The following is a 26576-nucleotide window of genomic DNA, read 5'->3' as shown; positions in this document are numbered from 1 at the left end:
GGAGCACCGCGGTTCAAGGGGGGAGCGATCTACTGCTGAGTCACCGTGGCCAGGTTCGCGCTGCCGAGCTGGCTGATGGTGGCGGTTTGGTTGGTACCACTTTGGTCGACGTACGCCTGGTTGCCCTGGCCGCCCTGGGTCACGTAGGCGATGTTCATGCTGTCAGCCTGCTTGATGGTGGCTTCGTTGCCGCCACCGTACAGCTGGTTGGTGTAGCTCTGGTTGCTGTAGCCGGATTGGTCCAGGGTGATGGCGTTGCCGTTGCCCTGGCTGTTGCCGTAGGCATAGTTGTCGGTACCACGCTGGTCGGCGACCAGAATGTTGTCGGTACCGTTCTGCTCGAAGTACAGCTCGTTGTTCATGTCGGCCTGTTTTGTCTGCATCTGGTTGCCGGTGCCTTTCTGGGTCAGCGTGGCCAACTGGTTGTCACCGTTCTGGGTCAGGTTGACGCCGTTGCCATTGCCGTTCTGGTTGATGGTGGCGTTCTGGTTGGTGCCGAACTGTCCGCCCATCTTGGCGCCTTTCCAGTTGCTGGCGGTGATATTGTTGCCATTGCCCTTGGTGTTGATGGTCAGGTTGAGGTTTTCACCGTTCTGGTAGGTGAAATGCAGGTTGTTGCTACCGGTCTGGGTGATGGTGGTGGTCGAGTGGTTGGTCTCGAACTGGTCCGACCAGCTGGCGTTGGCCGTGCCCTGTTGCGACAGGCTGACCTTGTTGTTCATGCCGAAACTCTGGTCGATATAGCCTTCGTTCATCTGCCCGGACTGGGTCACGGCTGCCTGGCTGCCGGTCTGGGTGTCCTGCCACACTTCCACCGAGTTGCCGCCACCGTACTGGCCAATGCCGATGGTGCCGCCGTTACCGTCACGCTGGTCACCATACGCCCAGTTGCCCTGGCCATCCTGGTAGACCTGGATATCGCCATCAATATGGTTCAGGTGCTCGGCGGCGGCATAATTGTCCTGGCCGGTCTGGTTGATGTTGCTGCGGTTGTTGCTGCCGCCGAAGGTCTGCTCGATGAAGGCTTCGTTGCGCTGGCCGGATTGCCAGGTGGTGGCCTTGCTGCCCTCCTGGCTGTCCTGCCACACGGTCGAGGTGTTCTCGGCGCCTTGCTGGGTTTGCAGCGATTGATTGCCCAGGCCCAGCGACTGGCTGGCAAAGGCATCGTTGTAGCTGCCGCCGGCGTGTTGGGTGATCTGGCTGCCGTTCTCGAACAGTTGCTCGGCGTAGCCGGCGTTGTACTGGCCGGTGGCGCTCTGCCGGATATCGCTGGTGCTCTCGGCCTGCACCGCCATGTGGTTGTGGCCCTTGCCGGTCTGGGCCTGGGTGGCCGAGGCGTATGGCGCCAGGGTCTGGCTGACTTCGGCGATGTTTTCCTTGCCGTCCTGGGTCTGGGACGAGGTGCTGTCAGCAGCCATGGCCTGACCTGCAAGGGCCAGGACGATAGCGGCACTTAACGGAGCGAGCTTGTACATGGGGTGCCTCCAGGTCTATCGGTATTGGGTGATCTGAACGTGCTGACCGTTGCCGGCCTGAGTCACGGAGCTGTTGAGGCCCGTGCCGGACTGCACGATGCTGGCGCTGTTGTCGTTGCCGATCTGCTCGATGGCCGCGCTATTGCTGCTGCCGCTTTGGCGGATCGACGCGCTGTTGCCATTTCCCTGTTGGCTGATGATGGCCATCAGGTCACTGCCCTCCTGCAAGATGTACGCTTCCTGCGCGCCACCGGCCTGGACGATGCGGCCCAGCAGGGCCTGGCCGTTCTGGTCGAGGACGGCGCGGTTGCCCGTGCCTTGCTGCCCGATCACCGCAGCCTGGCCGGCGCCGGCCGGCAGCAGGCGAATGATCACCGGGTCGCCGAGGTCGTTGCCGGGCGCGAGGTCGGCATTGTCCAGCAGGTCCTCGGCCCAGCAGGCCTGGCCCGCCAGGGCCAGGCCGAGCAGCAGGGGGTACAGGCGTTTCATTGCACCCTCCGGCCTTTACTGCACGGTTACGTTGACGGTGCGTGTGGTGCCCTGGCTGGTGGTGATCGTTGCCGTCGGTGCCGCAGTCGGGACGATCGTGGTGCTATTGCTCACCGCCAGGCGCCAGCGGCCGGTCAGCGCTACCGTGGCGGTGCCAAGGGTCTGCACGCCGGTAGTGGTGGTAACCCGCACGGTGACGGTGTTGCCGGTGGTGACCGACGAGGTACCGCTGAGGTCCCAGTTGTAACGGTTGTTGGAGCGTGCCGTGACCGTGGCCGCCGTGACCGCGAAGGTTTCGGCGGCGGGCCGTGGCGACACGTTGACGGTGACGGTGCCGGGGTTGGACAGTGCCCCCAGCGAGTCACGAGCCTGGTAGGTGAAGGTGGTGGTGAAGGCGGTGGTCACCGTGGCCGGAGGGGTGTAGGTCACCGTGGTGCCGTCGGTGCTGACTGTGCCCCGACCGGTAGCCGGCTGGGTGAGGGAGGTAGCGGGAACAGTCAGCGGCACGTTGCCTTCCGGATCGGTGTCGTTGGCCAGCACGTTGATGGTCAATGGCACGCCCAGGGTGGTGACGGTTTCCGGATTGGCGGTTGGTGCCCGGTTGGGCGCTACGTTGATGGTGACAGTAGCCGGTTCCGACTTCAGGCCCTTGGCGTCCACCGCCCGGTAGCTGAAGGTGGCCACCACGGGTTGCGTGGCCCCGGCTGGCGGGGTGTAGGTGACCGAGGTGGTGCCGTTCATCACAACGCCGCCAAGGCCGGTACCGGGCTGGGTCAGGTCGCTGATGGTCAGCGGCACGTTGCCGTCCGGGTCGCTGTCGTTCTGCAGAAGGTTGAGGGTGATCGGGATGCCGACGCTGGTGCTGCCGATATCGGCCTGGGCCAGTGGTGGCTGGTTGGCTGCCTCGACCGGCGCGTTGCCGACCACCACCACCGGTTCGACATCGCTGCCGCCACGTGCCGACTTGACCGTGATGGTGGCCGGTGGCTGCGGCACGTCGTTGACGGTCAGGCTCTGCAGCGTGCCTGCCTTGGACAGGCGACCGTAGCCCTGGGCGAGCAAATCGGGGATCGCCACTTCATCACTGGAACTGGCCTCGATCAGCAGGCGCTTGTTGGCCCAGTCGTAACGTGCCGTGCTGACCTTGACTACGTCGGTGAGCTTGCTCGACAGCGCGGTCGGCTGGGTACCGCCGGCACTGTTGCTGGCGGTGACCACCACCACTGCGGGCGGTGCGTCCTGGCCGAACTGCTGGTGGAAGAACAGCCCGTTGTTGTCGGCGGTGAGGGTGAACTGGCACGGCGAAGGCGGGGCGCCGACCAGGGCAATGCCATTGCGCATGCACAGGCTGGCTGCGCTGGGCGCCTTGGCGAACACTTCCGTGCGGGTGCCGCTGGCGTTGCGCGAATAGGTGGCGCGTTCCAGGGTGACCGGTGTTTGTGCGCGTGGGTCCAGCACCTTGCCCGAGACAGTGAAGGCGTTGGTCTGGATGGTGCCAGCGGGGCCTTCGATGCGCACGAAGTTGGTACTGAAGGGGCTTCCGGTCACCGCTTCGGTGATATTGGGGTCGCCGATGTAGGTTTCGGCGGCACCCGTATCGGGGTTGACCTCGGTATAGGGCCCGCCAACCCCTTTCAGCCAAGGGCCGATTGCCCCCGCCAGCGCTCCGCGGAAGTTGCCTGGCGCGCCGATGCCGATGTCGCGGGTAATGTTGATTGCCCGTCGGCCTGGCGTAGTGACGTTGACCGTCTCTACGCCATAGGGGTGGGTGATGGTGTAGGTGCCGGCAGTGGGCACCGACACGCGGATACGGATGCGTGCGAAGCTCTGTTGGTCCCCATCCACCGGGTTTTCGGCAGCAAAGGCTGCTTCCACGCCAGCGACGTAGACTTCCAGTTCGTAGCCACTGTTACCCACGGCCGGGATGGAGGTTTCGGCCAGGAACCAGAACATTTCCGGTGGCCAGTTGTCGGGAAATACCAGCGGCAGGGTGTCGTCGTAGATACCCGGTTCGGGTAGCAGGGTGCACATGTAGGCTGGTGTGCCGGGGGCGCCTGCGGCCCGCGAACTGACGGCACGTGACTGGCACAGCTCCAGGGACTGGTCGAGGCTGTCCTTGTACCACATCGGGTAGCCACCGGTGGCGAAGGTGTAGGGCCCCGGGTCGACATCAGACAGCGCGGCAAAGGCTGCGCTGGTAACGGTAAGGGAGAATCCGGCGGCCAACAGCGCACGGCGCGACCAAGTATTCATGCTGCCTCCTTGAAGGCTGAGCCTTTGTCTGTTCATGGCACCAGCACCACGTCTTCGGTGTCGCTACCGCCATTGGCACTGGTGACCTGCACCTTGGCCGGCGGGATGGGCGAGAGGGTGGTGTTCAGCGTCTTCACCGCGCCGTTGCCGCTCAGGTTGCCGATCAACGTGCCGTTGCCGGTGTGCGCGGTAAGTACCGGCGGCGTGGTCTCGTCGCTGGTGCTGGCCACCAGGGTCAGCTCGCCGGTAGACAGGCGGTACCGGGCCTGGGTGATGGTGACCAGGTCGGTCAGTGGCACGTTGGCGCTGGTCAGGCTGCTGGTGGGAATCGCCACACTGTTGTCGGCGGTGAGCGTCAGGATCGTTCCGGCAGCCGGGTCGAGCACCGACTGGGCATACCAGGCACCCGTGCCGTTGGCCTCGGTGAGGTTCAGGTTGGGGGTCTGGCTGGTCAGGGCGACGCTGGCCGGTGGTGGTGGGGCCATGACGAAGATGTCCTGCTGGGCGCGCAGGTCGCCGTTTTCGGTATGCCGCGAGTAGGTACTGCGTTGCGGCATCAACGGGGTTGGCAAGGCCACCGTAGAAAGCTTGCCCGAGATCGCGAACAGCTCGGTGCGCAGGTCGATGCCGCCGGGGCCTTCGATGCGTACATAGTTGGTGTTGAACGGGCTGCCGGTCACCCGTTCTTCCAGGTTCGGGTCGCCGATGAAGCGCTCGCTGCCTTCGGTGTAGGGCCCGTTGACGCTGCGCAGGAACGGCCCAACGTCGCCTTTGAGCGCGCCGGTAAAGTCGCCTGCACCGCCAATACCGATATCACGGGTCATGTTGATCGCCCGGCGCCCCCCGGCGGGTACGTCGAACACTTCGACGCCATAGGGGTGGGTAATCACGTAGGTGCCGGCGGTGGGAACATCGACCCGGATACGCACCCGGGCGAAGCTGACCTGATCGCCATCGACAGGGTCCCCAGAGCCGAACGCGGCCTCTATCGCCGTGCCATAGCCCAAGTCGATACCGCGCGCCGCATCGACGATGGTGGCGTCGGCGGTGAACCAGAACGCCTCATCGGGGAAGTTGCCGGGGAAGGCGATGGGTTGAGTATCGTCGAACACGCCAGGGGTGGGCAGCAGGGTGCACATGTACGATGGTGCTCCGGGCGCGCCAGGGACACGCGAGCTGACCGCCTTGGTCAGGCACAAATCGAGAGTGCGACCGTGACTGTCCTGGTACCAAGCGGGGAAATTGCCGTTGGCGGGGACATAGGCGCCGGGGTCGACAGCATTCAAGGCAGCCTGCGCCGGGAGCTGGAGCATGCCGGCGAAAATCGCCATTGCCAGCGGGTGAGGTATCGGTCGGTGCATGAGTCATTTCCTCCTGCAAACGGGCCCATGGACTTGGGGCGTCTGGCAGGAGATCGGCAATAGGCGTGCCAAGCCGAAAAAAACATGCTGTAGCCCTTGCAGCGCAAGGGATCCAATTCTTTTGCAAGGGTGTTCGCAGGCGTTTGCCGTTGGGCGCCGTGTCCCCCAAGGTTGGGGAGTGGGGCAGGGTCGTACCTCCCCAATCATGACACTTGCGTGAACGCGGCCCTGTGGGCGCGGGCCTCGCTCATGGATGTCCATGCAACCGCCAGGGCGCAGGCTGGCCCAACGTCCAGGCAGCCCTTCCAGTTCAGGTCTGAAACCGGTTTCAAAACATTTCTGAACGCGCTAGATTATCCGGCTGTTTTGTTGATGGCCTATCAAGACCACTGCCCCGTATTGAAAATCAGATGGCGCTTTTCAAGGCCGCATACAGCCGATGAGGATTCGCAATGCCTGAGCATGCCCCAGACAACCCGCGCAGGGATTTTCTGCGCAAGACCTTGACCTTGATCCCTGTGGTAACCGTGGCCAGCACTGGCCTTGGCGTGGGCGCTGGTCAGCTGCTTGCGGCCCCGCAACATGAACCGAAAGTGCCGGCCACGCCGCCAGCGGGCAACTACCAGCCGACCTTCTTCACTGCCGAGGAGTGGGCCTTCGTGCAGGCAGCCGTCTCGCGCATTATCCCGGCCGACGAGCTTGGCCCTGGCGCACTTGAAGCCGGCGCTGCCGAATTCATCGACCGGCAGATGAACACCCCTTATGCAACCGGCGCGCAGTGGTACATGCAAGGCCCGTTCAAGGCCGACGCCGCGCCCGAACTGGGTTACCAGCTGCAACTCAGCCCGCAACAGATCTACCGCCTGGGCATCGCCGCCGTGGACGGCTGGTGCAAGGCCAACTCCGGGCAAGTTTTTGCTGCGCAAGATAGCGCTACCCGGGACCATGTTCTCAGCAAGGTCGAAGCTGGCGAGCTGGTTTTCGACACCGTGCCGGCCAAGCTGTTCTTCAGCTTGCTGGTGCAGAACACCCGTGAAGGATTCTTCTGTGACCCGATCCATGGCGGTAACAAAGGCATGGTCGGCTGGACCCAGATCGGCTTCCCCGGCGCCCGCGCCGATTTCATGGATTGGGTCGAGCGCAACGAGCCTTACCCGTTTCCGGCTGTTTCGATCCGTGGCGAGAGGGCCTGAGGCATGGCGAGCGTGATGAAGAAAGTGGACGCGGTAATCGTGGGCTTCGGCTGGGCCGGCGCGATCATGGCCAAGGAGCTGACCGAGGCCGGGCTGCAAGTGGTGGCCCTGGAGCGAGGGCCTATGCAGGACACCTACCCGGAAGGCAGCTACCCGCAGGTGATCGACGAACTGACCTACAGCGTGCGCAAGAAGCTGTTCGTAGACGTGTCGAAGGAAACCGTCACCATCCGCCACGGCATGAACGACGTGGCACTGCCCAATCGCCAGCTCGGTGCCTTCCTGCCGGGTAAAGGTGTAGGTGGCGCAGGGCTGCACTGGTCGGGCGTGCACTTCCGGGTGGACCCGATGGAGTTGCGCATGCGCAGCCACTACGAAGAACGCTACGGGCGCAAGTTCATCCCTGAAGACATGACGATCCAGGACTTCGGGGTCAGCTACGAAGAACTGGAACCGCACTTCGACTTTGCCGTAAAAGGTATTCGGTACTTCTGGCCAGGCCTGGACTGTCAACGGCCAGGTCGTTGGCGAAGGGAAGGGCGGCAACCCCTATGCGCCGGACCGTTCCAGCCCGTTCCCGCTGCCCTCGCAGAAAAACGTGGTGTCGGCCAGGCTGTTTGAAAAGGCGGCGGCCAGCCTGGGCTACAAGCCTTACAACCTGCCCTCGGCCAACACCTCCGGCGCGTACACCAACCCGTATGGGGCGCAGATGGGGCCTTGCAACTTCTGCGGTTTCTGCAGCGGCTACGTGTGCTACATGTACTCCAAGGCCTCGCCCAACGTGAACATCCTGCCGGCGCTGCGCCAGGTGCCGAACTTCGAATTGCGGCCCAACGCCCATGTGCTGCGGGTGAACCTGGACGACAGCAAGCGCAAGGCCACCGGGGTGACCTACATCGATGCCCAGGGGCGGGAAGTGGAGCAGCCGGCGGACCTGGTGATCCTGGCGGCGTTCCAGTTCAACAACGTGCGCCTGATGCTGCTGTCGGGCATCGGCAAACCGTACGACCCAGTCAAGAACGAAGGCGTGGTGGGGCGTAACTTTGCCTACCAGAACATGGGTACGGTCAAGGCGTTCTTCGACAAGGACACATACACCAACAACTTCATCGGCGCCGGTGGCAACGGTATTGCCATCGATGATTTCAACGCCGACAACTTCGATCATGGCCCGCACGGCTTCGTCGGTGGCTCGCCCATGTGGGTGAACCAGGCCGGCACACGGCCGATTGCCGGCGGCGCTACCCCTCCCGGCACACCGGCCTGGGGCAGCGCCTGGAAGAAAGCCACCGCAGATTACTATACCCACCAGGTGTCGATGGACGCCCATGGTGCCCACCAGTCCTACCGCGGCAACTACCTGGACCTTGACCCGACCTACCGCGACGCCTACGGCCAGCCGCTGCTGCGCATGACCTTCGACTGGCAGGAAAACGACATCAGGATGAACCAGTTCATGGTCGACAAGCTCAGCAAAATCGCCTTGGCGATGAACCCCAAGACCATTGCCGTGCTGGGCAAGAAGGTCAAGGACCACTTCAACACCGCCAGCTACCAGACCACTCACCTGAACGGCGGCGCGATCATGGGCACCGATCCGAAAACCAGTGCGTTGAACCGCTACCTGCAAAGTTGGGACGTGCACAACGTGTTCGTCCCGGGCGCCTCGGCGTTTCCGCAAGGCTTGGGTTACAACCCGACCGGACTGGTGGCTGCGCTGACTTACTGGTCGGCCCGCGCCATCCGCGAGCAGTACCTGAAAAACCCTGGCCCGCTGGTTCAGGCTTGAGGAGCGATGCGCATGAAGACAATGTTGATCGCAACCTTGCTGGGCGCCAGCCTGGCTGCCCAGGCTGCATCGAATGACGATGCGCAGGTGCGCCAGGGCGAGTACCTGGCCCGCGCCGGCGACTGTGTCGCCTGCCATACCGCCAAGGGCGGCAAGCCGTTCGCCGGCGGGCTGCCGATGGAAAGCACCGATCGGCACGGTGTACTCCACCAACATCACTCCGGCGGCCAGTGGTATTGGCCAGTACAGCTTCGAAGACTTCGACCAGGCGGTGCGCAGGGGCATCGGCAAGGACGGCAGCACCCTTTATCCCGCCATGCCATACCCGTCCTATGCGCGCGTCAGCGAGCAGGATATGCAGGCGCTGTATGCCTACTTCATGAAAGGCGTGGAACCGGTCGAGCAACCGAACAAGGCCAGCGACATCCCCTGGCCACTGAGCATGCGCTGGCCGCTGGCGATCTGGCGCGGGTTGTTCGCCCCAGAGGCCAAGCCTTGGCAGGCATCGGCGGCGGCCGACCCGGTTGTCAACCGTGGTGCCTACCTGGTCGAGGGCCTGGGGCACTGTGGTGCGTGCCATACGCCCCGGGCGCTGACCATGCAGGAAAAGGCACTCAGCCCACAGGATGGCGAGCAGTTCCTGGCCGGCAGTGCACCGCTGGAAGGCTGGATTGCCAAGAACCTGCGTGGTGACCACAAGGACGGCCTGGGTAGCTGGAGCGAGGAGCAGCTGGTGCAGTTTCTCAAGACTGGCCGTAGCGACCGCAGCGCCGTGTTCGGTGGCATGAGCGACGTAGTCGAGCACAGCATGCAACACCTGAGCGATGCCGACCTGACCGCTATCGCCCGCTACCTGAAGACGCTACCACCGAGTAACCCTGACGACCGCCCGCACGTGTACGACAAACAGGTTGCGGATGCGCTGTGGAAGGGCGACGACAGCAAGCCCGGGGCGGCGGTGTACATCGACAACTGCGCGGCCTGTCACCGTACCGATGGCCAGGGCTATACCCGCGTGTTCCCGGCCCTGGCTGGCAACCCGGTGGTGCAGACGGCGGACGCCACATCGCTGATCCACGTGGTGTTGGCGGGGGGCACGGTGCCGGCGACGCACGCGGCGCCGTCGAACTTCACCATGCCGGCCTTCGGCTGGCGCCTGAGTGACCAGGAGGTTGCCGAGGTGGTGAACTTCATCCGCACCAGTTGGGGTAACCAGGGCAGCGCCGTTACGGCTGGTGATGTGAAAGCCCTTCGCTGACCCAATCCTGGGTGGGTGAGACTTGCTCCTGTGGGAGCGGGCGTGCCCGCGAAGCAGGCGACGCGGTGAATGGCACCGGCTTCGCCGGTGTTCGCGGGCGCGCCCGCTCCCACAAAGTTCCTCAGTTATATTTCCTTTAATATCAATTTGTTGTCAGGTGCTTTTCATCCTGTATAACACCTTTTTGTAGCAGAGCCGACCAACGGCAGGTTGACTAACAGGTGCGATTTTGCTGTATTGAAACCGGTTTCATCGCTATCACAACAATCATAAGGACAGCCCATGACCGACGCGCCTGCCCATGCCCGCGAACGGGTCACCATCAGCGAAGTAGCGCGTGTCGCTGGCGTTTCCAAGGCCACCGTCTCGCGTTACATCGGTGGCGACCGCCAGTTGCTCGCCGAAGCCACCGCCAAGCGCCTGGAAGAGGTCATCGAGCGCCTCGGTTACCGCCCCAACCAGATGGCCCGTGGCCTGAAACGCGGCCAGACGCGCCTGATCGGCATGCTGGTGGCCGATATCCTCAACCCCTATTCGGTCGCCGTGATGCATGGCGTGGAAACTGCCTGCCGCCAGCACGGCTACAGCCTGGTGGTATGCAATACCAACCGCGACGACGAGCAGGAGCGTCACCACCTCGTAGCCCTGCAGTCGTACAACGTCGAAGGGCTGATCGTGAACACGCTCGGCCATCACCCCGGCGAATTGCTCAACCTGCAGCGCGACATCCCCATGGTGCTGGTCGACCGCCAGTTGCCCGAACTGAATGTCGACCTGGTGGGCCTGGACAATGCCGACGCGGTCGAGCAGGCCCTCGACCACCTGCAGGCGCAGGGCTACCGCGACATCCTGGCGGTAACCGAGCCCCTTGATGGCACCAGTTCGCGCCTTGAGCGGGTGCAGGCGTTCGGCACGTCGATCAGCCGTCGCCCCGGCATGCGCCAGCAGGTGCTGGAAACCGGCGCCGGCCTGGATGACCAGCTGGCTTCGTTCCTCGCCGGCAGGGGCCATGGCCCGCAGGCCATCTTCACCTTCAACGGTGTCGCCACCCTGGCCGTGACCCGGGCCCTGCATGAGGCAGGGCACAATCTGTTCGCCGACGTCGGGCTGATCGCCCTCGACGACCTCGACTGGTACCCCTTGGTCGGCAATGGCATCACTGCACTGGCCCAGCCCACCGAGCGCATCGGCGTGGCCGCATTCGAAAGCCTGCTTGGTCGCCTGCGCGGCGACAGCGGGGCAGCCCGGCGCATCGACTTCAAGGCCGCGCTGATCATCCGAGGTTCAACCCAGCCACAGTAATCAGAGGCAGGCATCTGCGTGCCTGCTGCCGATAAAAAATGAAACCGGTTTCATAAGGACAACAACAATGCATTCGAACCCCGTTTCCATCAGCCTCTCCAGCTACGGTGCCGACTTCGTCCGGCAACGTGGCCAGGAGCAGTTCATTGACCTGCTGGCTGCCGCCGGCGTCACTCGCGTGGAACTGCGCGAAGAACTGTTCACCCGTGCGCCGGATACTGCAGCGCTGGCCGCGGCCATTGCCGCACTGGGCCTGGAGTGCCTGTATTCCACGCCCCTCGAACTGTGGACCGCACAAGGTGTGCCGGACCCGCAATTGGCGCACAAGCTGGAAATCGCCCGCGGCCTTGGCGCGGTAGCGCTCAAAGTGTCCCTGGGCCACTTCCAGGCGAGCTGTGACGTCGCGGCCTTGGCGACGCTGTTGCCGGCGCACGGGCCGTTGCTGCTGGTTGAGAACGACCAGACCGCGCAAGGTGGGCGCATTGCCCCCCTGCAGCAGTTTTTCCAGCGCGCCGATGCGCTCGGGCTGACGGTGGGCATGACCTTCGATATCGGTAACTGGCAGTGGCAGGGCGAGCCTGCCCGGCATGCCGCGCGCCAGCTTGGCCGCTGGGTGCGCTACGTGCATTGCAAGGCTGTGCAGCGCCGGGCCGATGGGCGCCTGGTTGCCGTGCCGCCAGAGGCCTCGGACCTGCAGGCATGGGCCGAGCTGATGGCCGAGTTCACCCCTGGCGTGGTACGCGCTGTCGAGTACCCGCTGGTGAGCGACGATCTGCTGGCGCTGACCCGCGCCCAGGTGCGCGATCTGGCGGCGCTGGGGCAGGGCGTATCGAGTGGGGTGCTGAGCCATGCATGAGCATGACGTGTTGTGTTTCGGCGAGACCATGGCCATGTTCGTCGCCGAGCAGGCCGGTGACCTGGCCAGTGTCGGTCAGTTCGGCAAGCGTATCGCCGGCGCCGACAGCAACGTGGCCATCGGCCTGGCGCGGCTGGGCTTCAAGGTCCGCTGGCTGAGCCGGGTGGGCGACGATTCGCTGGGCCGTTTCGTGCTCGACAGCCTGCGCCGCGAAGGCCTGGACTGCTCCGGTGTCGAGGTGGATGCCAGCTACCCCACCGGCTTCCAGCTCAAGGCCCGCTGCGATGACGGCAGCGACCCGGCGGTGGAGTACTTCCGCCGTGGTTCGGCGGCCAGCCGACTGTCGCCGGCGCTGCTGCGCCCAGGCTTTGTGCAGGCCCGCCATTTGCACGCCACCGGCATCCCGCCGGCGCTGTCGGACGGTTGCCGGGCGTTGTCCCATGCGTTGATGGATGCCATGCGTGCCGCCGGTCGCACCATCTCGTTCGACCCCAACCTGCGCCCCTCGCTGTGGCCTGACCACAGCAGCATGGTGCGAGAAATCAATGCCCTGGCAGTAAAGGCCGACTGGGTTCTGCCCGGTCTGGAAGAGGGCCGCCTGCTGAGCGGCCAGCACACCCCTGCAGACATCGCCGCGTTCTACCTCGACCAAGGGGTGGAACTGGTGGTGATCAAGCTGGGCGACGCCGGTGCCTACTTCCGCAGCGCCAAGGGCGAAGGCCAGGTTGCGCCAGTGCCGGTCAGCCAGGTGGTGGACACCGTTGGTGCCGGCGATGCCTTTGCTGTCGGCGTGCTCAGTGCGCTGCTGGAGGGCCGCCCCGTAGCCGAAGCAGTGGCGCGTGGCAACTGGTGCGGCAGCCGCGCCGTGCAGTCGCGTGGCGACATGGAAGGGCTGCCGCTGCGCCAAGAGCTGCAAGCCCACGACCTGCGCAGAAGCGCCTGAACACTTGACCCGAAACACCTGTTGCAACAAAAACAACAAGCTCAGGAGAAACGAACCATGCAAAGCCAAAGCCTGGCACCTCGCCGCTGGTGGTACATCATCCCGATCGTGTTCTTCACCTATAGCCTGGCGTACCTGGACCGCGCCAACTACGGGTTCGCCGCCGCCTCCGGCATGGCTGAAGACCTGCATATCACCCCAGCACTGTCTTCTCTGCTGGGGGCGCTGTTCTTTCTTGGTTACTTCTTCTTCCAGGTGCCGGGCGCCATCTACGCCGAAAAGCGCAGCGTGAAGAAGCTGATCTTTGTCTGCCTGATTCTCTGGGGCGGCCTTGCCACGCTCACCGGTGTGGTCAGCAACGTCTACATGCTGATCGGCATCCGCTTCCTGCTCGGGGTGGTGGAGGCGGCGGTGATGCCGGCCATGCTGGTTTATCTGTGCCACTGGTTCACCCGCGCCGAGCGTTCGCGCGCCAATACCTTCCTGATCCTCGGCAACCCGGTGACCATCCTGTGGATGTCGGTGGTGTCGGGTTACCTCGTCAAGCATTACGACTGGCGCTGGATGTTCATCATCGAAGGCCTGCCTGCGGTGATCTGGGCGTTCTTCTGGTGGCGCCTGGTGGATGACCGCCCGGCCCAGGTGAACTGGCTGAGTGCGCAGGAAAAGGCCGACCTGGAGCAGGCGCTGGCTGCAGAGCAGCAAGGCATCAAGCCGGTGAAGAATTACCGCGAGGCGTTCCGCTCGCCGCAGGTGATCATCCTTGCGCTGCAGTACTTCTGCTGGAGCATCGGTGTGTATGGCTTCGTGCTGTGGTTGCCGTCGATCCTCAAGCAGGCGGCCAACCTCGACATCGTGCAGGCCGGCTGGCTGTCGTCGGTACCTTACCTGGCGGCGGTGCTGGCCATGGTCGGTGTGTCGTGGGCGTCCGACCGCATGCAGAAGCGCAAGCGCTTTGTCTGGCCGCCACTGCTGATCGCCGCCGTGGCGTTCTATGGCTCCTACGCCCTGGGCAGCGAGCACTTCTGGCTATCGTACGCGTTGCTGGTGGTCGCCGGCGCCTGCATGTACGCCCCCTATGGCCCGTTCTTCGCGATCGTGCCCGAAATCCTGCCGGCCAACGTCGCCGGTGGTGCCATGGCGCTGATCAACAGCATGGGTGCGCTGGGCTCGTTCGGTGGCTCGTGGCTGGTGGGTTACCTCAATGGCGTCACGGGCGGGCCTGGTGCCTCCTACCTGTTCATGTGCGGTGCGCTGCTGGCCGCCGTTGCGCTTACTGCCGCACTCAATACTTCCCAGACATCTGGCCGGGCCAGGCGCAACAACTCGCGTCTGGCCATGAACCATTAGGAATCTGTGCAATGAAAAAGCGAATCGTGCTGTACAAACGCCTGTCTGACGACTTGATGGCACGCCTGCAAGAGCGCGTCGAGGTGACTTGGGTGGATACCTCAGGGCCCGATGGCCTGGCGCGCCTGCGCGACGCCCTGCCGGGTGCGCACGGGCTGCTGGGGGCCAGCCTGCGCCTGGACGCCAGCCTGCTCGACCTGGCGCCGCAACTGGAAGTGGTGTCCAGTGTTTCGGTCGGCGTGGACAACTACGACATCGCCGAACTAGGCCGGCGTGGCGTGATGTTGACCAACACGCCCGACGTGCTGACCGAAACCACCGCCGACACGGGCTTTGCCTTGATCCTGGCCACCGCCAGGCGGGTTGTGGAACTGGCGAACTGGGTGCGAGAAGGCCACTGGCAGGCCAACCTCGGCCCAGCGCATTTCGGCTGCGATGTGCACGGCAAGACGCTGGGCATCGTCGGTATGGGCCGCATTGGCGAGGCCTTGGCCCGGCGCGCTGCGGCGGGCTTCGGCATGCGGGTGCTGTATCACAGTCAGCGTGCCAAGCCTGCGGTGGAGGCGCGCTATGCCGCGCGTCAATGCAGCCTGGATGAACTGTTGCAGCAGGCGGATTTCGTTTGCCTGACGGTACCGCTGAGTGCCAGCACCGAAGGCCTGGTCGGCGCGCGGGAGCTGGCGCTGATGAAGCCGCAGGCAATCCTGGTGAACATTTCCCGCGGGCGCGTGGTGGACGAGCCGGCGCTGATCGAAGCGTTGCGTGCCCGGCGCATACGCGGCGCCGGCCTGGATGTGTTCGCGCAGGAGCCGTTGTCGGCGCAGTCGCCGTTGCTGCAACTGGACAACGTGGTGGCGACCCCGCATATCGGCTCGGCAACCGAAGAAACCCGCCAGGCCATGGCGCGCTGTGCGGTGGACAACCTGCTCAGTGCGCTGGCCGGCGAGCGCCCGGCGAACTTGGTGAATGGCTAACACCCCACAGGTACGGCACATTCCTTCAGCTGATGGGGCCCTGTGGGAGCGGGCATGCCCGCGAAACAGGCGGCGCGGTGGATGGCACCGGCTGCGCCGGTGTTCGCGGGCGCGCCCGCTCCCACAGGGTCACTGCTGATTCAATGAATCATGTGCCCCGGAGTCAATGCGATTCTGAGCGCTGCGCCTGCCCAGCAGCCTCTACCGGCTCCAGCGGCGGGTGCTCCTGCGCCGCATGCATCAGGTCTTCGGTCACCCGCAGTTCGGCACCGGTCGGCGAGAAGGTGGTCGACGCGGTGAACGGGGCCGGGTGCTCTGCCGCCGGGCGCTTGCCACGGCGCCACATGAAGAAGCACACCATGGCCAGGTTGACCACGGCAAAGGCCCAGAACAACCCGGCCTCGCCAAACTCGGTCATCATCGGCGAAATCGCCACCGGCGCCATGGCCGAACCCAGCGAGTTGATCAGCAGCAGGCCCTGGATCATCGGCACCAGCGCATCGGACGGCGCCCGGTCGGCCGCATGGCTGACCGCCACCGGGTACAGGGTAAAGACGCCACCGCCCAGCAGGAACAGCATGGCCGGCAGCAGGATCGAGTCCGACGGCAGGAATACCGTAACCAGTGACAGCAGCACGCACAGCGCGGCCAGGGCGATCAGCACATCCTGGCGGTCCTTGCGGTCAGACCAGCGCCCGACCGGGTATTGCAGCAACATCGCCCCCAGAATCACCCAGGCCATCATGTTGCCGACCTCACCCACATCCAGGCCGATGCGCTGCAGGTACAGCGGCAGCAGGGCATAGATGCCGGCAATGGCCACGCCCGAACCAAAGCAGCCGACCAGTCCTGACGGTGCCACGCCCAGCAACTGGCGCGGCTTGAGCGGTTCGACCTGGTCCAGCAACGGTGATACCCGCGGCAGGATCACGATGGGCAGGACCGACAGGGCGGCGAGCACGCCGGCCAGCATGAACGGTGCGGTGTCACCCATGTGGGTGATTTCGCCAAGGCCGGCCTGGGCGATCACCCCGGCGCCGTAGAAGGCGATCATGTACAGCGCTAGCAGGCGGCCGCGGATCTTGGCGTCGCCGGCCAGCAGCAGCCAGCTTTCGATCACCAGGAACACGCCCACCGCCGCCCAGCCGTTGATCAGGCGCAGCAGCGACCACCAGGTGACGTCGTAGAACAGGCCTTGCAGCAGGATGGTCACGGCGATCAGCGAGGCGAAGCTGGTGTAGGCGCGGATATGGCCGATGCGCAGGATCAGCCGGTCGTTGAAAATGGCACCCAGGGTCAGGCCGATGAAATAGGTCGAGGAGACCACGCCGATGGTGGTGGCCGACTCGCCGGCTGCGCCCAGGCGCAGGGTGGTAAGGGAAGACATGAAGCCGTTGCCCAGGGCAATGATGAACAGCCCGAGCAGGGGCGCCAGCGCCATGGCCAGCAAACGCGGAGACATAGGTACCTCTGGTTGGATGAGCGGATGAGCGCCTTTTCGGACGCGCACACCGGCTCGACCCTGACGGGGCCGAGGGCTGCACGGATGTGCCTGGGCTGGATGCGACGCTGCCGGTTGCCACCGTTCAAGGCGACAGGCGAAAAGGAAGCGCGATTCTACGGGCTTGTGCGGCTTTGCCCAAGGGGCATGGGTGTGCGACGAGACGCCGCAGCCTGCGGCATAATACCGGGCCCACTTCCAAGGAAGGCCACCATGTTCGCTTCGCTGTTCGCCGTGCTGGCGCCGGTTTTCATCGTCGCCGGCATCGGCTATGCCTGGGCCCGCAAGGGCCTGGACTACCCCACCGAATTCATCGCTCGGGTGGTGATGACCGTCGGCACCCCGTCGCTGGTACTGTCTACGCTCAGCCGCACCGAACTGGACCCGAACGCCTTCACCAGCATGGCCATGGCCTGCCTGCTGTGCACCTTGGGCATGGCCCTGGCCGGCTTGCTGGTGTGTCGCGCTTCGGGCATGCACTGGCGAGTGCTGTTGCCGGCGTTCATGTTCCCTAATACCGGCAACATGGGCCTGCCGATCAGCCTGTATGCCTTTGGCGAACACGGCCTGGCCCTGGCCGTGGCGTTCTTCCTGACCCTGTCGATCGTGCAGTTCACACTCGGCATGGCAATCTCCGGTACTGCCGCATCGCTCAAGGCACTGCTGCGCAACCCCATCGTGATCAGCCTGGCCGGCGCCATGCCGATCATCTTTCTTGATTTCAAACTGCCGCGCTGGCTGGCCAATACGGCAGACCTGCTGGGCGGCATGACCATTCCGCTGATGTTGCTGACATTGGGTGTGTCGCTGGCCAGCATCCGCCTGCGCCATGTGGGCAGGGGTATGCTGCTGGGCGGTTTGCGCATCGGCCTGGGGGCTGCCGTGGGCTGGGCAGTAGGCGCGGCGCTGGGCATGGCCAGCCTGGAGCGCGCAGTGCTGGTGGTGCAGTCGGCAATGCCGGTGGCGGTGTTCAACTACCTGATGGCGGTGCGCGCCAATCGCGAGCCGGAGCAGGTGGCGAACCTGGTGATGTGTTCCACGGTGCTGTCGTTTGCCTGGTTGCCGGTGGTGCTGGCCTGGTGGATGTAAAACCTGTACCGGCCCTTTCGCGGGTAGACCCGCTCCCACAGGTACTGCGCAGGTCTCAAGGCCTGTGAGGGACCTGTGGGAGCGGGTTTACCCGCGAAGAGGCCGACACGGCAAACGGCTATTTCTCCTGCAACCGCCACCCCTGGCTGGTTAGCACCATCGCCCGGGTTTCCTTGAGCGGCGTGTCATTGCTGGCCACCGCCTTGCCCAGTTCCGCGACGCTGGCTTTCACTTGTTCATTGGCAGCCCAAGCCGGTAACCCGGTGATCTTGTAGGCATAGGTCACATTCGACATCTTCTGCCCGGTCACCTCGCTCGGCTCACTGAACTGCTCGATCGCGGTGACCTGAGCCTTGCCGAAGCACAGCCCGCTATCTGCCTTGTAGTACTTTCGGCCTTCGTCGGTGAGGTCATAGGCGTAGTAGATGTCCGTGCGTGCCGCTTGCCACAGGCGGGCGGGCACCTCGGTGCGCGAAATCTCCTTTTCGCTGACCACGCCTACCTGGGCCAAGGCATGCAGTGCCTTGTTGGTGCCATGGAGGTCGAAATCCTGGGTTCTGGTGGGGAATGAACTGGTGATGAAGCAGTACGGGTATTGGCTATCGAGGTAGGCCTGGGCGGCCTTGTGGAAACTGGCCTCGCTGGTGTCCTCGCTGTTCGAGCAACCGGCCAGGGTGGCCAACAGCGCCAGCGGCAGGGTCTTCCTGTACATGGTGACACTTCCTTGAGTGACGAAGGCAAACGGGTCGTGCGCGATTAGAACCTACGGGCCAGAGCGGTGCAATCATGGCAAGACGGCATCTCTGCATGTGCTTCGCTGGCCTCTTTGCGGGTATTGCACAGTTTTGAAGACCTGTGGTGAACCTGTGGGAGCGGGTTTACCCGCGAAGAGGCCAGTGGCAACAAATCAATCCTGGCTACGCGTATCGATACTGACCACCACCGACATCCCCGGCCGCAAGCGTTTGGCCTCTGGCTGGTCGGCATCCACGGTAATCCGTACCGGAATGCGCTGGGCAATCTTGACGAAGTTGCCGGTGGCATTATCCGCCTGCAGCAAGGCGAACTCGGAGCCGGTGGCCGGTGAAACCTGCTGCACGTGCCCATGCAGCTTCAGGTGGTTCAGCGCATCCACGGTAAAACTCACCGGCTGGCCTATGCGTACATTGGCCATCTGGGTTTCTTTCATGTTGGCAATCACCCACAGGGTGTCGGGTACCAGCGCCATCAGCTGCGCGCCGGAATTGACATAAGCCCCCAGGCGCGTACCGATCTGCCCCAGCTGGCCGTCGCGCGGGGCGGTGACGCGGGTGTTGTCGAGGTCGATGCGGGCCAGCTCCACGGCGGCCTTGGCGTTTTCCACCGAGGCCTCCAGCGCGGCCCGGTTGACCACCACGGTTTCGCGATCCTGGCGGGCGATTTCCAGGGCCGCCTTGGCCTGGGCCAGGCTGGCGACCGCCGCGGCCTCACTGGCGCGGGCCAGGTCCAGGTCGCGGCGTGACACCGAGCCATCGCTGACCAGCGCCTGGTTGCGGCTGAGGTCGGCCCTGGCCTTGGCTGCCTGGGCCGCAGCATCGTCGATGGCAGCCTGGCGCTGGGCAATGCTGGCCTCGGCACTTTTACGCTGCTGCAGGTTGTTGGCCAGGGCCGCCTGTTGTTGCTGCAGCTGGGCGATGGCCTGGGCCAGGCGTTGTTTGTAGATGCGGTCATCCAGTTGCACCAGCAGGTCGCCGGCCTTGACGAACTGGAAGTCATGCACCGGCACATCGACGATATAGCCGCTCAACTGCGGCCCGATGATGGTCACCTGGCCGCGTACCAGCGCGTTCTCGGTGCTTTCGATGGCACTGCTGAATGGCGGCAGACGCCAGGCGTACAACACCAGCAGGATGCCGGCCAGGGCCACGCAGGCGAAGCTGATCGACGACAGGATACGCACCCGCCGCGAACGCACCGGGCTGGTCGGCTCGCTGGGCGGCGTGGCGCCCTCCGGGGTTTCGGCAATGGCAGTGGTGGTCGTGGTGCGGGTGTCGTCGGTCATCGGGTGGGCGCGCCGGGGGTGGAGTCAGGGGAAATGGTTCGGCGTTTCGTGTGCCAGAGCCAGGTGCTTCGAATGCAGATCCAGACCATGGTCAGGATAGCGATGCTGCCGATCAGCACGAACACATCGTTGTAGGCCATGATATTCGCCTCGCGGGTGGCGGCACTGGCCAGCAGGCGCATGCCGGCTTCGCTGCGCAGGGCCGGGTCGGCGATGATGCCGCCGTAGCCGGCGCCGCCACTTTGCACACGCGCCGTGACCAACGGCTCCAGGTAGCTGAGGCGATCCATCAGGTGGCTGGAGTGGAATTTTTCCCGCCAGGTCTGGAAGGTGCCCAGCAGCGCCGCGCCAATCAGGCCGCCAAGGTTGTATGCAGATGCCGAACAGTACCGAAAAACTCACCAGGTTGCGCGGGTTGGCACGGACATGGCTGATGCCAAGGGCCATGGACGGGCCGAGGAAGAAGGTGCTGCCGAATGCCAGCAGGAACTGGCTGAGGTACATCTGCGCAGGGCGAGTGAGGTTGCTCGAACTGCTGTCCATGAAGGCGCCGGTGGCCATGGCCAGCAACGAGATGAGCAGCGGGATCACCAGGTGGTTGGGGTTGATGGTGAGGGCACTGCCGGCCAGGCCGGCCACTGCGCCAAGGAGCATGACCGCGTACAGCGTGCGCATCTGCTCGCTGCCCAGGTTCAGCGCCTGCAGGAAGCCGACCGCCCCGGTGGATTGCTCTGAGGTGACCATGCGGATCAGCACCACGCACAGCGCCAGGCGAATGATCGCGCCGCTGCCCAGCCAGCGGGTCATCAGCAACGGGTTCTGGCGGTTGTGCTCGATGGCCAGGCCGCTGAATACCAGCGCGATCGAGGCCGCCAGGGCCATGCCGATCCAGGGCGCCTCCAGCCACCAGTCGATTCGCCCGAGTGACAGCACGGCGCACAGCAGCGCGGTGCCGCTGGCCATCAGCGAGAAGGTGAGGAAGTCCAGCGGCTCGAAGGTCTTGAAGCGGTCACCGGGGGGGAGCTTGAGCATCAGCACGCAGCCCAGAGCGGCCAGTGCCAGGCCCAGTTCGAACAGGTACAGGCCGCGCCATTCGGCGATCTGCAGCAGGTCTTCGGAAAAGATCCGCGCCAGCGGCAGCGCCAGTTGCGAGGCGCCCAGGCCCAGCACCATCGCCTTCAGCCGCCATTGTGCCGGGAACGCCTGGATCATGTAGTAAAGCCCCAGCGAGCTGAGCGCGGCACCGACCATGCCATGAGCCGCACGTACGGCGATGGCCGAGTTCAGGTCGTTGACCAGCAGGTGGGCGAAGGTAACCAGGGCATAGAGCACCAGGAACACCTCGGTGAACGCGCGCAGGCCGAACTGCTGCCGGAACTTCACCAGCAGCAGGTTGATGGACACGTTGGTCATCACGTAGGCGGCCGGCAGCCAGGCCATCTCCGCCGTGGTTGCGCCCAGCGCACCTTGCAGGAACACCAGGTTGGCGGTGACCAGCGCGTTGCCCAGGCCACCAGTGATGGCCACCAGCAGCCCGACCACGCCGTAGGCCAGGCGTTTGGCGGGGGAGTGCAGGGGCGTGGAGGGGGAGCCCGGCAGGCTGGGTTTTTCGTGGGGGAGCCACTGGCGGGGGGCGTATTTGTCCATGGGGCAGACTGTACTTGAGGGTGCCGGGGGATGAAAACAGTCTATCTCCTGTGCCGGCCTCTTCGCGGGCTTGCCCGCTCCCACAGGTACTGCACAGCTTGCAAGACTGTGGTGAACCTGTGGGAGCGGGCAAGCCCGCGAAGAGGCCGGTGCAGGCGCTACAAGGCTTTGGCCAGAAACGCCGCAGTGCGGCTTTCAGCACACCTGGCCACCACCTGCGGCGTCCCGCAGACCACTACCTGCCCCCCGGCATCCCCGGCCCCCGGCCCGATGTCGATCACCCAGTCGCTCTGCGCCACCACCCGCATGTCATGCTCGACCACCACCACGCTGTGCCCGCCATCGACCAGGCGGTTGAGCTGGACCAGCAGCCGGTCGATGTCCTGCGGGTGCAAACCGTTGGTAGGCTCGTCCAGTACATACAACGTCGCCCCGCGGGCCATGCGTTGCAGCTCGGTGGCCAGCTTGATGCGCTGCGCCTCGCCGCCAGACAGTTCGGTGGCCGGCTGGCCCAGGCGCAGATAGCCCAGGCCGATGTCCTGCAGCACCTGCAGGCAGCGCCGCGCTGCTGGCTGTTCGGCGAATACCTGCAGGGCCTGGTCAACCGTCAATTGCAGCACTTCGGCAATGTTCATGCCTTGCCAGCTCACCGCCAGGGTGTCCGGGTTGTAACGGGCGCCATGGCAGGTCGGGCAGGGCGCATAGACGCTGGGCATGAACAGCAACTCGACGCTGACGAAGCCTTCGCCCTCGCAGTTTTCACAGCGGCCCTTGGCAACGTTGAAGGAAAAACGCCCGGCATCGAAGCCTTTTGCCTTGGCCTGCTCGGTGGCGGCGAACAGCTTGCGCACATGGTCGAACAGGCCGGTGTAGGTGGCCAGGTTGGAGCGTGGTGTACGGCCGATCGGCTTCTGGTCGACCTGCACCAAGCGCCTGATGCTGCCAAGGCCCGCGCTCACATGCCCGCTGCTGGCCTGTTCGGGTTCATCTTCCAGGCTCTGCTCTTCGGGCTCGTTGCGCTGCTCGGCATGGCCCAGGTGCGTACCCACCAGCTCCAGCAGGGCCTGGCTGACTAGGCTCGACTTGCCCGAGCCGGAAATACCGGTGACGGCGGTAAAGCAGCCCAGCGGGAATTCTGCACTGAGGTTGTTCAGGTTGTTGCGGCAGATGCCTTCGAGCTTCAGCCAGTCGTGGGCCTGGCGTGGTGTGCGGGTGGTCTGTGCCGCTGCACTGAACAGGTAGGCCCGGGTACTCGACTGCTCGACCTGGGCCAGGCCTTTGGGGGGCCCGCTGTAGAGGATGGTGCCGCCATGCTCGCCAGCTGCAGGCCCTACATCAACCAGCCAGTCGGCGCGGCGCATGGTGTCCAGGTCGTGCTCCACCACATACACCGAGTTGCCAGCCCGCTTCAGGCGCAGCAGCGCTTCGAACAGGGCTTCGCTGTCGGCCGGGTGCAAGCCTGCCGACGGCTCGTCGAGCACGTAGATCACGCCGAACAGTTGCGAGTTCAGCTGGGTGGCCAGGCGCAGGCGCTGTAGCTCGCCAGAGGACAGGGTCGGTGTGCTGCGCTCCAGGGCCAGGTAGCCCAGACCCAGGTCCAGCAGGGTATCGATGCGTTCGAGCAGTTCATTGGCGATGCGTTGCGCCGCCAGGCGCTTTTCCAGAGTCAGGTCGTCCTGCTGTTGGGCCAGGTAGTCCGCTGCCGCCACCTTGCGCAATACCCCGGCCAGCGCCTGCAGCGACAGGTGCGACAGCTCGGCGATATCCAGGCCGGCGAAGGTCACACCCAGCGCCTCGCGCTTCAGGCGCTTGCCGTGACACAGCGGGCAGGGGCTGGGGCGCATGAACCGGGCGACGCGCTTGCGCATCTGGGCGCTTTGCGAGTGCATGAAGGTGTGCAGCACGTAACGCCGGGCACCCATGAACGTGCCCTGGTAGCTGGGCTCCTGCTTGCGCTTGAGGGCGGCGCGGGTCTGCGCCGGGGTCAGCCCGGCATACACCGGCGCAGTGGGGGTTTCTTCGGTAAACAGGATCCAGTCGCGCTGCGCCTGTGGCAGGTCGCGCCAGGGGATATCGACGTCGTAGCCTAGCGTCACCAGGATGTCGCGCAGGTTCTGCCCCTGCCAGGCCATGGGCCAGGCTGCCACAGCGCGCTCGCGGATGGTCAGCGACGGGTCGGGGACCATGGTCGCTTCGTTCACTTCGTAGACCCGGCCCATGCCATGGCATTCCGGGCAGGCGCCCTGGGGCGTGTTGGGCGAGAAATCCTCGGCATACAGCATTGCCTGGCCGGCCGGGTAGTGGCCGGCGCGGGAGTAAAGCATGCGGATCGAGCTGGACAGAGTGGTCACGCTGCCCACCGAGGAACGTGCACTCGGCGTGCCGCGTTGCTGCTGCAGCGCCACCGCTGGCGGCAGGCCCTCGATGGCATCCACATCCGGCACGCCAACCTGGTCGATCAGGCGCCGGGCATAGGGCGCGACCGATTCGAAGTAGCGGCGCTGGGCTTCGGCGTAGAGGGTGGAGAAGGCTAGCGAGGACTTGCCCGAGCCGGACACGCCGGTGAACACCACAAGTGCGTCACGGGGGATATCGACATCGATGTTCTTCAGGTTGTGCTCGCGGGCGCCCCGCACACGAACGAAGCCGCTTGGGGTGGTTTGGCGTGGGGGCATGACGCAGTCCTTGGCTGTAGCTGAACAGTGCGCCCAAGGTAACAGCAATTGCAGCGCTCGTGCGTGGCAATGTTTCCCCTTAGCAAATCTGCGAGTTATCGAGATAGGTGCTTGTAGTTAGTGTGGTTTGGCGAACACGAACAACAGGAACTTGTAATCATGCAAACTTCGACATTACTGGCAACTGATCAGCAGTCATCAATCCAGGCGGGTAACAATATCCCAATAAAACCCTATACACCCTATGGCTATCGGGTAATCCAGACCGGCCTCTTGTTGGCCTTTGCCGGAGAGCCAGGAGCATCATTGCCGCGCTGTTACCTGTTGGGCAATGGCAAGCGTACGTATGACACCGTGTTGATGCGCTTCCATCGCCCGGACATATTCAGCCCGTTTGGTCGGGGAGGGCTTAATGCCTATGCCTATTGCAAGGGCGACCCGATAAACAATGTGGACCGTGACGGCCATTCACCCACGCGCATCATCGGGCAGTCAACAGGGCTTGTATGGGGATCGGTGGGCATGCTGTCGGCACTTAACAAAGCCTCCAGGACAATTGTCAAACGCTCGGTCGCCAAAGCCAAGGGCCTGCCAGTGCCCAAAGAATTCGATGCCTCGAGCCGAACCAACAATGCGATGATCTTTAACGGTGGCTTGTTCAGTACCCTGACTAAAGTGCCCGGCGTGGTGATGGCCTATGCATTTCCCACTGCCTCATTAGCCAGTGAAGCATTTACGGCATTTGGGTTGGGGGCGGCGTCTGTCGCGGGGGTGGGCAAGTTGCGGCAGTTGTATGGCGATGTCAGGTCGACCTATCGGGAAGCCCGCTTGCACAGGCTGCCACTGCGCAGACTGGCAGTAGAGTCCGTTAAAGAAGTTACCGGATGGAATCGACTACGTGGCCAGGAGTCGGCCATCCTCGAACCCCTGCCGGAAAAAGTATTGTTAGTGCGCATGGCTGAAAAAGTGTGACGGTCACCCTGGCAACCCACGTTTCGGTTCCACCGTGCGAAACCAGATTCGATTGTGCTTCATCGCTCCTCGCGTTTATCTGTCAGCCAAGCACGACCTGCCTCACCTGTCGTGACCTCAAGGCGAACAACAAGAACGGGAAACCACCCGCGCGAGGAGACTCTACATGTCCCGACATCAGCACATCCTGGCCTGGCTGAACGATGTGGCCAGCGACCTGCATGCAATCCGTCACGATATCCACGCTCACCCGGAACTGGGTTTCGAAGAAAGCCGCACTTCGGCGCTGGTCGCCCGTCTGCTCGAAGCATGGGGCTACGAGGTGCATACAGGTATCGGCAAGACCGGTGTGGTCGGCGTACTGCGCAACGGCAGCAGCTCACGCCGCCTGGGCCTGCGCGCCGACATGGACGCGCTGCCCATCCACGAGGCCACCGGTGTCGTCTACAGCAGCCAGCACCAGGGCTGCATGCACGCCTGCGGCCATGACGGGCATACCACCATGCTGCTGGGCGCCGCGCGCTATCTGGCGGCGACCCGGCAGTTCGATGGCACGCTGACGCTGATCTTCCAGCCGGCCGAGGAAGGTCAGGGCGGCGCCGAGGCGATGCTGGCCGATGGCCTGCTGGAGCGCTTCCCTTGCGATGCACTGTTCGGCATGCACAACATGCCCGGGCTGCCGGCAGGGCACCTGGGCTTTCGCGAGGGGCCGATGATGGCCTCGCAAGACCTGCTCACGGTGACCCTGGACGGGGTTGGCGGCCATGGCTCGATGCCGCACCTGACCGTCGACCCGCTGGTGGCGGCGGCCAGTGTGGTGATGGCGCTGCAAACCGTGGTGGCGCGCAATATCGATGCGCAGGAGGCGGCCGTGGTCACCGTCGGCGCCTTGCAGGCCGGCGAAGCCGCCAACGTGATCCCGCAGCAGGCGCTGCTGCGCCTGAGCCTGCGTGCGCTGAACGCCGAGGTCCGGGCGCAGACCCTGGAGCGGGTGCGGGCCATTATCGTCAGCCAGGCCGAGAGCTTTGGCTGCCGCGCTACCATTGAACACCGCCCGGCCTACCCGGTGTTGGTCAACGCACGCCGCGGAAAACACCTTCGCCCGGCAGGTGGGGGTGGAGTTGCTCGGTGCCGAGGCCGTGGATGGCAATACCCGCAAGCTGATGGGCAGCGAAGACTTCGCCTGGATGCTGCAACGCTGCCCGGGCGCCTACCTGTTCATCGGCAACGGTGTAGCGCGGCCGATGGTGCACAACCCTGCCTACGACTTCAACGACGACATCCTGCTAACCGGCGCCGCCTACTGGGGCGCGCTGGCAGAGCGCTGGCTCGCGCCTGCCTGACCTTTTCTTTTGACGACTGCCGCTGGAACCCGGGCGCGACCGCGCCTGGGCGATCACCCAATCAT

The 26576-nt window shown here is 64.5% G+C and carries 16 protein-coding genes and 4 pseudogenes; 11 read left to right on the top strand and 9 right to left on the bottom strand.

What is annotated here, in order from left to right:
- Positions 1–29 precede the first annotated feature (29 nt).
- The 4 genes from QIY50_24310 to QIY50_24295 are packed head-to-tail and all read right to left on the bottom strand — an operon-like array spanning position 30 to position 5578.
- Complete coding sequence (locus QIY50_24310) at positions 30–1475, bottom strand: curlin (protein WGV20360.1); 1446 nt, start codon at positions 1473–1475, stop codon at positions 30–32.
- Between the two features lie 15 nt (positions 1476–1490).
- Positions 1491–1964 (bottom strand): curlin, encoded by a 474-nt coding sequence (locus QIY50_24305; GenBank protein WGV20359.1) that lies wholly within the window; start codon positions 1962–1964, stop codon positions 1491–1493.
- Between the two features lie 15 nt (positions 1965–1979).
- Positions 1980–4217: an Ig-like domain-containing protein gene (locus QIY50_24300; protein WGV20358.1), complete on the bottom strand. Its 2238-nt coding sequence runs from the start codon at positions 4215–4217 to the stop codon at positions 1980–1982.
- A gap of 32 nt (positions 4218–4249) precedes the next feature.
- Positions 4250–5578, bottom strand: a complete 1329-nt coding sequence (locus QIY50_24295) for a hypothetical protein (GenBank protein ID WGV20357.1) — start codon at positions 5576–5578, stop codon at positions 4250–4252.
- Positions 5579–6030: 452 nt separating this feature from the next.
- Between QIY50_24295 and QIY50_24290 the strand changes: the two genes are divergently transcribed.
- The 8 genes and pseudogenes from QIY50_24290 (at position 6031) to QIY50_24255 (ending at position 15243) form a co-directional block, all read left to right on the top strand.
- Positions 6031–6771 carry a gluconate 2-dehydrogenase subunit 3 family protein gene (locus QIY50_24290; protein ID WGV20356.1) on the top strand — a complete coding sequence of 247 codons (741 nt, stop codon included), beginning with the start codon at positions 6031–6033 and terminating at the stop codon, positions 6769–6771.
- Between the two features lie 3 nt (positions 6772–6774).
- Positions 6775–8560 (top strand): annotated as a pseudogene (locus QIY50_24285) (GMC family oxidoreductase).
- A gap of 12 nt (positions 8561–8572) precedes the next feature.
- Positions 8573–9818 (top strand): annotated as a pseudogene (locus tag QIY50_24280) (cytochrome c).
- 282 nt (positions 9819–10100) lie between these two features.
- Positions 10101–11120, top strand: coding sequence for a transcriptional regulator PtxS (gene ptxS, locus QIY50_24275; protein ID WGV20355.1), 1020 nt, complete (start codon positions 10101–10103; stop codon positions 11118–11120).
- A gap of 67 nt (positions 11121–11187) precedes the next feature.
- On the top strand, positions 11188–11976 hold the full coding sequence (locus tag QIY50_24270) for an AP endonuclease (protein WGV20354.1): 789 nt from the start codon (positions 11188–11190) through the stop codon (positions 11974–11976).
- Positions 11969–12919, top strand: coding sequence for a sugar kinase (locus tag QIY50_24265; GenBank protein ID WGV20353.1), 951 nt, complete (start codon positions 11969–11971; stop codon positions 12917–12919). The genes QIY50_24270 and QIY50_24265 overlap by 8 nt, the downstream gene beginning before the upstream one ends.
- Before the next feature lie 57 nt (positions 12920–12976).
- A complete protein-coding gene (locus QIY50_24260; GenBank protein WGV20352.1) occupies positions 12977–14269 on the top strand; it encodes an MFS transporter in 1293 nt (430 codons plus the stop codon).
- 11 nt (positions 14270–14280) lie between these two features.
- Positions 14281–15243: a D-glycerate dehydrogenase gene (locus tag QIY50_24255; GenBank protein ID WGV20351.1), complete on the top strand. Its 963-nt coding sequence runs from the start codon at positions 14281–14283 to the stop codon at positions 15241–15243.
- Between the two features lie 163 nt (positions 15244–15406).
- Here the strand turns inward: QIY50_24255 and QIY50_24250 are convergent, their stop codons facing one another.
- Complete coding sequence (locus QIY50_24250) at positions 15407–16705, bottom strand: MFS transporter (GenBank protein WGV20350.1); 1299 nt, start codon at positions 16703–16705, stop codon at positions 15407–15409.
- Between the two features lie 252 nt (positions 16706–16957).
- Here QIY50_24250 and QIY50_24245 point away from each other — a divergent pair, with 252 nt between their 5' ends.
- A complete protein-coding gene (locus QIY50_24245; protein WGV20349.1) occupies positions 16958–17833 on the top strand; it encodes an AEC family transporter in 876 nt (291 codons plus the stop codon).
- Positions 17834–17951: 118 nt separating this feature from the next.
- Here the strand turns inward: QIY50_24245 and QIY50_24240 are convergent, their stop codons facing one another.
- From QIY50_24240 to QIY50_24225, 4 genes and pseudogenes are all read right to left on the bottom strand, one after another.
- Complete coding sequence (locus tag QIY50_24240; protein ID WGV20348.1) at positions 17952–18545, bottom strand: hypothetical protein; 594 nt, start codon at positions 18543–18545, stop codon at positions 17952–17954.
- Between the two features lie 195 nt (positions 18546–18740).
- Entirely contained in the window at positions 18741–19874 is a 1134-nt protein-coding gene (locus QIY50_24235; GenBank protein WGV20347.1) for an HlyD family secretion protein, read from the bottom strand.
- A pseudogene (locus QIY50_24230) lies at positions 19871–21521 on the bottom strand (MFS transporter). The gene QIY50_24235 and the pseudogene QIY50_24230 overlap by 4 nt, the downstream one beginning before the upstream one ends.
- A 158-nt stretch (positions 21522–21679) precedes the next feature.
- A complete protein-coding gene (locus QIY50_24225) occupies positions 21680–24196 on the bottom strand; it encodes an excinuclease ABC subunit UvrA (protein ID WGV20346.1) in 2517 nt (838 codons plus the stop codon).
- A 159-nt stretch (positions 24197–24355) separates the two neighbouring features.
- On the opposite strand from QIY50_24225, the gene QIY50_24220 reads away from it, so the two are divergent.
- Together QIY50_24220 and QIY50_24215 are read left to right on the top strand one after the other, a co-directional pair.
- Positions 24356–25168, top strand: coding sequence for an RHS repeat-associated core domain-containing protein (locus QIY50_24220; GenBank protein ID WGV20345.1), 813 nt, complete (start codon positions 24356–24358; stop codon positions 25166–25168).
- A gap of 166 nt (positions 25169–25334) precedes the next feature.
- Positions 25335–26511, top strand: a pseudogene (locus QIY50_24215) (M20 aminoacylase family protein).
- The last annotated feature ends 65 nt before the right edge of the window (positions 26512–26576 follow it).

The organism is Pseudomonas putida (assembly GCA_029953615.1).
GTDB lineage: Bacteria > Pseudomonadota > Gammaproteobacteria > Pseudomonadales > Pseudomonadaceae > Aquipseudomonas.
This window is presented reverse-complemented; position numbering and strand designations above follow the sequence as displayed.